This window comes from Kitasatospora sp. LaBMicrA B282 (genome assembly GCF_050325825.1).
In the GTDB taxonomy this organism is placed as follows: domain Bacteria; phylum Actinomycetota; class Actinomycetes; order Streptomycetales; family Streptomycetaceae; genus Kitasatospora.
In genome coordinates, this window is record NZ_JBNQTI010000126.1 from 18678 (window position 1) to 27483 (window position 8806).

The window sequence follows — 8806 nt, forward strand, 5'->3', positions numbered from 1 at the left end:
CGTGGAGGCGATGCCATGCGTGACCTGCCGATCCCCGACTCCCGCCCGCGCCGCCGCCGTTCGCGCCGGGCGCTCCCGGTCGCCGCGCTGGCGGCCGCCGCCGTGCTGCTCGCCGCGCCCCTAGCGCAGGCCCAGGGCACCCAGGCCGCCGCCGCCCAGGGTGGCGGCGGGTGGCGGCCGTTCCGCAGTCAGCCGGAGGACGATCCGGCCGGTACGGTCTGCTCCTTCCACCTCCACCTGGGGATCGTCTCGGACGGCGAGGAGGTGAAGACCGCCGCGACCTACCCCGACGGCTCGCCGAAGAAGCTCCTCTTCCGTGGCCCGCTGGTGGTCAGCTACACCAACCTGGACACCGGCCGCACGGTGGTCCGGGACCAGAGCGGCCGCGGCGCCCTCAGCTACCTGCCCGACGGCAGCCACCTCTGGGTGATCCCGCCCGCCTCCCACCTGAGCGTCACCGTCCACCCCGGCGACCCGTACCTGGCACCCGGCGAGTACCTGTACAGCGGCGGCGTGCGGATGCTGGTCCACCCCGGTGACCAGCCACAGGTCCTGACGCAGCACCAGGGGGAGGACCTCTGCCGGACGCTCTCCTGACGGCTCCACCGGCCGGACCACGCCGACGTCCCGCCCGTCACGGGGGTGCGGGCGGGGCGTCGGGGGAGTGTGGGCCCTGCCCGTGACGGGAGCCGAGCACCGGGGTCCGGTTCGGCATCGCACGCCGAACCGCTCACGGGAACCGCTTCGCGATCGCCGCCGCGATCGCGTCCGGTGCGTGCTCCTGGACGAAGTGCCGCGCTGCCGGCAGCTCGACCACGTCGAGGTCGGTGAAGGTGCTCCAGGTCGGCGCCCCGTGGCAGAGCAGCAGCGGCGGCCCGGACCCCTCGTCGTAGCCCCGCCGACCGGACCCCCGCGGTCAGTCGCCTGCTCCGGGTGGCCCGGGCGGCACGGCAGGTCGGGCCGCCACCGGCCCGGTCAGCAGCTCTCGCGCAGCGTCTGGGTCCGCAGGGCGGCCAGCAGGGGGAGCACGTCGTCGCCGTCCGCGTCCTGGCTGACCGCGGCGATCGCGCCGATCACCGTGCGGGCGATCTGGCAGGCCGCCGCGCTGTCGTCCCCCGCGCCGGCCGCCCAGGACTCCAGTGCCTGCCCGAGCACCCCGCTGATCCGGCCGACCACGGTGTGCGCCAGTTCGTCGGCGCAGGCCAGCGCCTGCTCGGAGGAGGGGGTCTCCTGGCCGCTGATGGCGATGGTCAGCAGGGCCTGGAGGGTCCGCTCGCCGTAGAGGGCGAGCAGCGCGGGCAGTGCGCGCTCGCCCGGCGCCCGCTCGCCGAGGACGGCGAGCGCCTGCTCGTCACCCGCCCACCCGGCCTCCAGGGCGGCCAGTGCCCGCAGGACCTCGTCCCGCGTCAGTTCGGACCCGTCGTCTGCCATACCCGGACACGGTACGCGCCCGGCGCCGCCGGGGTGACCGATCGTGCTCATTGGTCCCACGGAGGGTACCGGTGCCAAGCCGGGGGTCGGAGCTGGCACCGTGACCTCGCCGCCGTGCGAACGACCGAGCCGCGCCGCCCCACCGTTGCGGCGGGTGCGACGCGGCTCGAGAGCGCGGCGTGGGCTCAGAGCAGCTCGGGCGCCTCGTTGCCGACCGCCTCGATCGCCCGGCGCACCGGCACCCGGAGCAGCACCACGAACCCGATCGCGAAGAAGATCAGCAGCGAGATGATCGCCACCCGGTAGCTGCCGGTCACCTGGAAGGCCAGGCCGAAGACCAGCGGACCCATCCAGCTGGTGCCGCGGTCGCTGATCTTGTAGAGGCTGAAGTACTCGGCCTCCCGGCCGGCCGGGATCAGGTGCGAGAAGAGCGAGCGGGAGAGCGCCTGGCTGCCGCCGAGCACCAGACCGATCGCGGCGGCCAGCGCGTAGAACCAGACCGGCTGGTCGGCCGGCATGAAGTAGCCGAAGGCCAGCGTGACGGTCCAGGCGACCAGCGAGCCGAGGATGGTCTTCTTCGCCCCGTACCGCTGGGCGATCCGGCCCAGCAGCAGGGCGCCGCCGATCGCCACGACCTGCACCAGCAGCACGCCGGCGATCAGCGTGGTCTGGCCCATGTGCAGCTCTTCCTTGCCGTACAGCGAGGCCTGCGAGATCACGGTCTGGATGCCGTCGTTGTAGCAGAGGAAGGCGGCCAGGAAGAGCAGCGTGAGCGGGAAGCGGCGCATCCCGCGCAGCGTCCCGGCCAGCTCGCGCAGGGTGCCCCCGGCGTGCTCGTCCACCGGCTGCGGCACCGGCGCGGTGGCCGGGCGCGACGGCAGCCGGCGCATCGGGAAGGTGGTGAAGGCCGCCCACCAGAGGCCGGCCGAGGCCAGGCAGATCCGCACCGCCATGGCCGAGGAGAGCCCGATCGCGTCGTGCCCGAGGAAGAGCGCCAGGTTCAGCACCAGCAGCAGCCCGCCGCCGGCGTACCCGACGGCCCAGCCGCGCGAGGAGACCGCGTCCCGCTCGGCCGGTGCGGCGAGCCCGGGCAGGAAGGAGTTGGCCAGCGCCGCCGAGACCGCGTAGCTGATGTTGGCCACCACCAGCAGCCCGCCGCCCAGCAGGTAGGCGTCGCCGCTGACGAAGAACATCGCCACCGTGGCCGCCGCGCCCAGGTAGGCGAAGCCGCCGAGCAGCGCCCGGTGGCGCCCGGTCCGGTCGGCCACGGCGCCGGCCAGCAGCATCACCACCACCGAGGCCAGCACCGAGGCGGAGACCGTGTAGGGGAAGAAGGACCCCGCCCGCACCGGTATGCCGAAGGGGTGCACGTCGCCGTGCACGTCCGCCGCGTTGTTGGCGACGTCCGTCAGGTACGGACCCAGGAAGACGGTCAGGACGGTGGCCGAGAAGGCCGCGTTGGCCCAGTCGTTGAGGTACCAACCGTGCTGGACGCGCTTGAGCGCTGCGGCGGCGGGGGCGGGCTCAGTGGCCGCCGCGTCGCGAACAGAAGGGGGCAAACCAGACTCCGTGCTCGATCAGGGCATCGCGTGGGGCGTCCGGGGACGGCGATACGAACCGCCATCTTGCCATCCGTGCAGGTCAAAGGGGAGCACGGCCGGGTTGCGGTTCGGCCCCGGACGGCCCGCCCGGGAGCTGGGGTCCGTCCGGGAGGTCGTCCTGGGGGCTGGCCTGGGTGGCCGTCCCGGGGGCCGTTGTGGGTCCGGCCCGCCGCGGACCTCAGCGCTGCTCGGCCGGTGCGCCGTTGCCGGTGGGTGCGCCGTCGCCCTCCGTCGGCGTCGGTGTCGGCGTCGGCGCCGCGCCCCGGTCCGCCGCCGGCGGGGCGGCCGCCTTGGCCGCGCGCTCCTGGGCGGCGGCGGCCTGGCCGAGGATCACCACGCCGACCGCGACGGCCACCGCGCCGAGCAGCGCGATGGCGAGCCAGCCGCCGGTGCGCAGGTGCTCGCCGAAGAGCAGCACGCCGAGCACGACGCTGGTGCAGGCGTCGCCCAGGGTGAGGGCGGGCTGGGAGAAGGCCAGGGTGCCCGACTGCAGGGCGTTCTCCAGCAGGAAGAGGGCCAGCACGCCGACCGACGCGAAGCCGTAGGTCTGCCAGGTGGTCAGGAAGGCGGTCAGGCCGCCGCGCTCGAAGGCCAGGGCGGCGGCCTTGAGCAGGGCGGCGGTCAGCGCGTAGCAGAGGGCCGCGGCCAGGGCGAGCGCGGCGGCGCGGGCCGGGCCGGGGCCGCGGCGGGCACCGAAGACGGTCAGCAGGGCGACCAGGCCGAGGCAGCTGACGGTGGCCAGCAGCCAGCGACCGCCGGTCGAGGTGTCGCTGTCGCCGCTGGGCGCCGCGGCCCAGAGCGCCACGCCCAGGCCCACCGTCACCCAGATGGCGGCTTGCCAGGTCCGTGGCGGCACCTGGCGGCCCAGGATCACGCCGGCCAGCAGCAGGGCGATCAGCAGTTCCAGCACGAAGATCGGCTGAACGATGGAGAGCGGGCCGTTGGCCAAGGCCAGCGCCTGGAAGCAGGCGGCGGCGGCCGTGGCCGCCATGCCGCCGAGCCAGACCCGCTGCCGCAGCAGCGCGGAGAACAGGCCGCGGCCCAGCCCGCGCACCGGCACCCGGCCCGCGGCCTTCCGCTGCAGCACCGTGGCCAGCGCGTTCGACCCGGTGGTCAGCAGCGCGAACAGCACGGCCAGTGCGGTGTTCAAGGGGCCTCCTGACGCTGCGGTGTGCGCGGGCTCGGCGGGGCGGGCCCGCGGGTGCCCGTCGACAACCCCACCTTGCCACGAGTGATCGCTCCGGGGGCTCGCAATCGGCGGAAAAGGATCACCGGAACGCTCGAGCCGACCTCGCCGGGTCGAACGGCGGGCCGCGCACCACGGACCGCGCACCCACGGACGGCGCACCCGCGCACCACGGACCAGGACCTCAGCGCTCGGCCGGCTCCCCGGCGGCCTCGGCCGGCCGGCTGCGGTCGCGCCGGGTGTGCAGCGCGCGGCCGGCCAGCGCACCGCCGTAGACCGTGAAGCCGACCCCGATCAGCCAGGACTGGACGACCAGCACCGTGCCGACCGAACCGTAGGAGACGGCGTTGGAGACCAGCAGCGGCGCGAAGACCAGCCGGGAGAAGAAGCGCAGCCCGGCCAGTGCCGCCATGGTGGCCAGCGCGCCGGGCAGCAGCGTGCGCCAGGGCACCCGGGCGGCCAGCAGCAACCGCTGCAGCCACCAGAAGAGCAGCGCGCCGCCGATCACGGTGGCCGTGATCCGCAGCGTCGGCTGCGCGTCGGTGCCGCTCCACGGATTGCCGCTCCAGGCCGCCAGCACCACGTACCCGATCAGGCCGGCCAGCCCGATGGCCTGCCGCCAGGCGGTGTGCCAGGGGCCGCGCGGCAACTGCCAGATCCGTTCGTAGGCGGTCTGCATCGAGGCCATCAGGGAGAGGCCGAAGACCGCCAGCGCCGCCAGGCTGAAGCCGGTGGTGGTGCTGAGGATCTCGTGTCTGGAGGCGAACAGCTCGCTGACCGCCTGGGTGCCGCGGCTGGTCAGGCCGAGGCCGTCGGTGATCCAGCCGGTGATCCCGTCACCCCGGGTCGGCGAGGCGGCGGCGATCACCACGAGCAGCGGGACCAGGGTGACGAAGTACAGCGCGGCGAAGGCCATCGAGCGCTGCAGCAGCTCGACCTCGCGCCCGTGGCGCCACAGCTCGGTCGCCCCGGCGCACAGCTCGTGCCAGGCGCTGACCATCGCGCGGCTGCCGGCCAGCACCAGGGACCGGCCGCGCCGGAGGCCGCGGGCACCGGTCGGCAGTGAGCTCAGCGGCACGCCGGCCCCCTCGCCGCCCGCGACGTCTCACCCGTTTGGACCACGTTCGACCACCGTCCCGTCTCGGCGCATCACCGGTACCCGTCCGATCATGCCTGTCCCGGCCCGGATTTCCTCCGCAGCCGGTGCCGGTGGGGCGCATGGGGGTGACGGGATCAGGCGGGGCGGTGGGCGGCAGGCCGACCGGCGGCTGCGGGGGCACCGAACGCGTTCGTCGTCTCCGAGGACGTGACGAACGCGTTCGTTCCCCCTCGCTACCGCTGTACCGAACCGCCGCTCTGCCGGTCAGAACGCGAAGACCTCGCCGGTCGCGCGCTCCAGCGAGCACTGGTTGGTGAAGGTCTGCTGGTAGCTCACCGGCTGGCCGTCCCACAGGCCGGCCGCGGTGGCGGTGACCGGCAGGTAGAGCGCGGGACAGTAGCTGTGGGACGGTGCCAGCGCGGCGAAGTCGCCCTGCACGCCGACCAGGTCGGCGCAGGCCGCGGCGGCGGCCGGGTGGTCGCCGGTGGCCTGGGCGCCGCAGTCGAGGGTGGCGGCGCGGGGCGCGGTCGCCGTGTTGGGGGCGACTCCGGCCACGGTCAGCAGCAGCAGGTCGTCCCCCGCGGTGGCGGTGGTGCCGCTGGTCGCGGTCGGCGGGGTGTCGGCGACGGCCGGCAGCGCACCGCTGGTCAGCAGCAGGGCCGCCACGCCGAGGCCGGTAACTCCCTTGAGCACAGTACGAGTACGCATATCGAACTCCCTTGGTCGATGGTCCGGATGGACATGGACACATCACCACAGGGGTTGGCTTTGGCGATAATCGGACAGCGCGGGCTGGCCAAGATACGCCACTGCGGCGGTGGCCGGAGTTCGTCGCCACTGGTGCCCCACAGGTCACAGGAGTCTCGCTGCGCCCCGGTGGTCCTGGGCTCGCCCGGGCGGGCCTGCCGGTCGGCCATGGCGAGTCGGCCGCCGGCGAACGGCCGAGATGGACACCATGAGTCGTCGGCGGAGCACCATGAGTGACGACCCGTCAGGGTGCGTCCGGAAAGCGGCCCGGCCGCCGCACGGGATCCGGAGATCCCGTGCGGCNNNNACGTACCCCCCCCCCCCCCCCCCCCCCCCCCCCCCCCCCCCCCCCCCCCCCCCCCCCCCCCCCCCCCCCCCCCCCCCCCCCCCCCCCCCCCCCCCCCCCCCCCCCCCCCCCCCCCCCGGCCGGGTGTTGGTCGCGGTTCGGGTCGCAGTGGTGCGATGTGCTGCTGGTGCGTGGTGCGTGGTGCGTGGTGCGTGGTGCGTGGTGCGTGGTGCGTGGTGCGTGGTGCAGTGTGCGGTGCTCGCCGTGCGGTGTGGGGCTGGTGGCGGGTCAGCCGCTGAAGGCCCCGGTGCCGTTCGGGGTGCCGAGGCCGGTCGGGCCGTCGTAGCCCGGGCCGGCGGTGCACAGGTAGGACGGCGAGCAGCTGCCGTTGCTGCCGCTGGTCACGTCGTTCAGCGCGGACGGGTTGGCGTACAGGTCGCTCGCGGGAGTGGTGTTGGCACCCGGGACGCCGGCCAGTGCGTAGACGCTGGCGATGATCGGCGAGGAGGCGCTGGTGCCGCCGTAGACCTGCCAGCCCGAGGCGCCGTAGGTGTCGTAGACCGCGACACCGGTGGCCGGGTCGGCGACCGCGGAGACGTCGGCGACGGTGCGGTTGCTGCAGCCGCTGTCGGTCTGCCAGGTCGGCTTGGCCTCGTAGGCGGAGCAGCCGGAGCCGGTGCCCTCGGTGGCGCTGGTGCCCCAGACCGACTCGCTCCAGCCACGGGCGCTGGAGTCCTTGGTCAGCGAGGTGCCGCCGACCGCGGTGACGTAGGGCGAGGCGGCCGGGTACTCGACCCCGTAGGCGCTGTCACCGGCCGAGGCGGTGATCGCCACGCCCGGGTGGTTGTAGTACTGGCTGTCGGCGTTGGTCTCGCTCGCGTCCTCGCCGCCGCCGTAGCTGTTGGAGACGAACTTGGCGCCCTGGGTGACCGCCTGGTTCACCGCGGTGCCGAGGTCGTCGGTGCTCGCGGTGTTGGCCTCGACCAGCATGATGTTGCAGTTCGGGCAGGTGGCGCTGACCATGTCCAGGTCCAGCGATATCTCGCCGGCCCAACCGGAGTCGGCGGACGGGTAGTTGGTCCCGCCGTTCTCGTCGAGCTTGGTGAAGCAGCCGTTGGCCGAGGTGCAGGCCGGCAGCCCGAACTGGCTGCGGTAGGTCGCCAGGTCGGACTCGGCGTTCGGGTCGTCCTGGGCGTCCACGATCGCCACGGTCTCGCCCCCGCCGTTGGCCGCGGCGGCCGAGGCGAGGTTGTAGGCGCTCTGGATGTCCGAGGGGCCGTAGCCGGAGACCGTGGCGTCCGCGGTGGCGTCCGCGCCGGCGGTCCGGGCGGCGGCCGTGGGGTGCGCCAGGTGGGTCCGGACGGTGGTCCCGGCGGTCACGTGCAGCGCGTTGCAGGCCAGGTAACCGGGCTTGGGGAGCGCGCAGGAACGCGAGAACGAGACCTTGTGGTGGGCGCTGCCGGCGGTCGCCGCGGTTGCGGAGGCCGCCTGGGTGCCGAAACCGAGGCCGGTGATCGCCAGACCGGCCGCGGCGGTGAGGGCCAGCGTGGTACGCCGGACCTGTGGGCTCATCGGGGTACGCAAAAGACGTGCTCCTCTGTGCTGCACCACGTGGGGGAGGGGCCGGTCGGGCGTGGGGTGCCCGACTGGCCGGCCGCGCGTGGTCACCGACGTTGTGCCGACGTCGGGACCGGTTCAACTCAGCGGCTGGGCTTGAGGTTAGGGTTGCCCGTCCATGACAACAATGGGTCGCTCAGGAAACTCACAGAATCCCCTCAGTTGATTGAGAGGTGGAGTAACTCTCCGTCATGTGTGCGGAATCGGTGGGCGGAGCACACTGGTTGCATACGCGGCGATCGGGGTGGATCGGCGCTGGTGGGTGGGGGCGCGTTGACCTGTTCAGGGGAACCTTACCGGTGGTGGGCCATTAGTGACGGTCTGTCAGGGAGGTTGGCGGATCATCGAGTCATGGGATCTGGTGCGGTGGCGGTCCGGCGGGTGCTGGTGGGCCTGGCGATGACGGGGGTGGTGGCCGGGGTCGGCGGGGCCGGCGGGGTGGCGGCGGTCGGGGTGGGGGTGGGGTCGGGGGCTTCGGAGGAGGCTTCGGTGCCGTGTGAGACGCCGTCGGTGACGCCGCCTGCGAGTCCGTCGGTGAGCCCGCCTGCGACGCCGCCTGCGACGCCGCCGGTGAGCCCGCCCGTGAGTCCGCCGGTGAGCCCGTCCGTGAGTCCGTCGGTCAGCCTTCCGGTCAGTGCTTCGCCGAGCGCGGTGCCGACGGTTGTTCCGCCCGCGCCGCTGCCCCCGGTTGCCCCGCCGCCGCCCGCTCCCGCCGCCGCGCCTGCCCCCGCCCCCGCCGCTGCTGGCCGCCCAGGGCATCCCGTACATCGGCGACTACGGCCTCTCCAGCCCGGAGTTCACCAGCCCGGTCTCCTACCCGGTGGCCGGCGGCACCCCCG

7 protein-coding genes are annotated in these 8806 nt (G+C 74.3%); 1 reads left to right on the top strand and 6 read right to left on the bottom strand.

The genetic code is table 11. The features are described from left to right. The first annotated feature begins 15 nt into the window (after window positions 1–15). A complete protein-coding gene (locus tag ACQRUO_RS28040) occupies window positions 16–597 on the top strand; it encodes a hypothetical protein (RefSeq protein ID WP_428318879.1) in 582 nt (193 codons plus the stop codon). 378 nt (window positions 598–975) lie between these two features. Here ACQRUO_RS28040 and ACQRUO_RS28045 read toward each other — a convergent pair whose 3' ends face one another. The 6 genes from ACQRUO_RS28045 to ACQRUO_RS28070 form a co-directional block, all read right to left on the bottom strand. Further along, window positions 976–1431 carry a hypothetical protein gene (locus ACQRUO_RS28045; RefSeq protein ID WP_428318880.1) on the bottom strand — a complete coding sequence of 152 codons (456 nt, stop codon included), beginning with the start codon at window positions 1429–1431 and terminating at the stop codon, window positions 976–978. Between the two features lie 185 nt (window positions 1432–1616). Further along, window positions 1617–2990 carry an MFS transporter gene (locus ACQRUO_RS28050; RefSeq protein ID WP_428318881.1) on the bottom strand — a complete coding sequence of 458 codons (1374 nt, stop codon included), beginning with the start codon at window positions 2988–2990 and terminating at the stop codon, window positions 1617–1619. 220 nt (window positions 2991–3210) lie between these two features. Further along, window positions 3211–4182 carry a DMT family transporter gene (locus ACQRUO_RS28055; protein WP_428318882.1) on the bottom strand — a complete coding sequence of 324 codons (972 nt, stop codon included), beginning with the start codon at window positions 4180–4182 and terminating at the stop codon, window positions 3211–3213. A 220-nt stretch (window positions 4183–4402) separates the two neighbouring features. After that, window positions 4403–5296, bottom strand: a complete 894-nt coding sequence (locus ACQRUO_RS28060) for a YhjD/YihY/BrkB family envelope integrity protein (RefSeq protein ID WP_428318883.1) — start codon at window positions 5294–5296, stop codon at window positions 4403–4405. Between the two features lie 285 nt (window positions 5297–5581). Further along, window positions 5582–6025 (bottom strand): SSI family serine proteinase inhibitor, encoded by a 444-nt coding sequence (locus ACQRUO_RS28065; protein WP_428318884.1) that lies wholly within the window; start codon window positions 6023–6025, stop codon window positions 5582–5584. Window positions 6026–6638: 613 nt separating this feature from the next. Then, window positions 6639–7922 (bottom strand): S53 family peptidase, encoded by a 1284-nt coding sequence (locus tag ACQRUO_RS28070; RefSeq protein WP_428318885.1) that lies wholly within the window; start codon window positions 7920–7922, stop codon window positions 6639–6641. Window positions 7923–8806: the final 884 nt, after the last annotated feature.